The sequence below is a fragment of the Endozoicomonas sp. YOMI1 genome (assembly GCF_024606345.1).
GTDB lineage: Bacteria > Pseudomonadota > Gammaproteobacteria > Pseudomonadales > Endozoicomonadaceae > Endozoicomonas.
Genome location: NZ_JAHHPM010000206.1, coordinates 1 through 1,420, shown reverse-complemented (window position 1 = coordinate 1,420; position 1,420 = coordinate 1). Strand labels below are relative to the sequence as shown.

The window sequence follows — 1,420 nt, the reverse complement described above, 5'->3', positions numbered from 1 at the left end:
ACCATGACCAATGATGGTGATCAACAGCCCATCACTCTCAACACTGCCAGTGTCAGCTTCAGCGGCAACGATGTTACCTTCAACCCCGGTACCGATTTCTATTATCTGGCCAGTGGTGAAACGGCCACGGTGGTGCTCAACTACACAGTGACCGATGATGATGGACTAACTGATAGCAGCACCCTGACTATCACCGTTACCGGCACCAACAACAAGCTTCCCACCATCACGGCTGCGACGGATGTGACCGGAGCCGTAACCGAAATTGCCGATGGTGCCAATGGTGAGAACATCAATACCCTGTCTGAAAGCGGCAGCTTTACCATTGCCGATGCGGATCTGACCGATGTCCAGACCGTCAGCGTCTCTTCCGACACCACCGGTTATCTGGGGTCTTTCACCCCCACAGTCAGCGATAACACCACCGGCGATGGCACCGGCCAGGTGGACTGGACCTTCAGTGTCCCCGATGCGGATATTGATTACCTGGCAGCAGGTCAGGTGCTGACCCAGACCTACACCGTCACCGTAAACGACGGCCTGGGCGGCAAAGTGGATCAGCAGGTGACCGTCACAATCACCGGCACCAACGATGCACCCATAGCCGTTGTCGATACCGGCACCACCCCGGAAAGCAACAGCGTTACCGTAGATGTCCTTGCCAACGACAGCAATATCGATACCAGTGATGTGCTCAGTGTAAGCGCTGCCAACATTGCCTCTATGGTTAACGACAGCGACAACCAGACCATCCAGCTCAACACCGCCAGTGTCAGTTTTAGTGGCAATGACATCACCTTCAATCCCGGTACCGATTTCGATTATCTGGCCAGTGGTGAAACTGCCACAGTGGTGCTCAACTACACAGTCACCGATGATGATGGTATGCCACTGACTGATAGCAGCACCCTGACTATCACTGTTACCGGCACCAACGATGCACCGGTAGCCACTGCCGATACCGATACCACCTTGGAAAACAACAGCGTCACCGTCGATGTAATCGCCAACGACAGTGACCCGAATACCGGCAATACGCTCAGTGTCAGTGCCGCCAGCATCGCTACCATGACCAATGATGGTGATCAACAGCCCGTCACTCTCAATACTGCCAGTGTCAGCTTCAGCGGCAACGATGTTATCTTCAATCCCGGTACTGATTTCGACCATCTGGCCAGTGGCGAAACGGCCACGGTGGTGCTCAACTACACGGTCACTGATGATGATGGTACGCCACTGACTGATAACAGCACCCTGACCATCACCGTCACCGGCACCAACGATGCGCCGGTGGCCACCGCCGATACCGATACCACTCAGGAAAACAACAGCGTCACCGTCGATGTAATCGCCAACGACAGTGATCTGGATACCAGCAACACGCTCAGTGTCAGTGCCGCCAGCATTGCCACCATGACCA

General features: G+C 54.9%; 1 protein-coding gene. It reads left to right on the top strand.

The genetic code is table 11. The features are described 5' to 3' along the window. On the top strand, positions 1-1,420 hold a 1,420-nt coding region (locus KDK15_RS07035), incomplete at both ends, for a VCBS domain-containing protein (protein WP_257294655.1).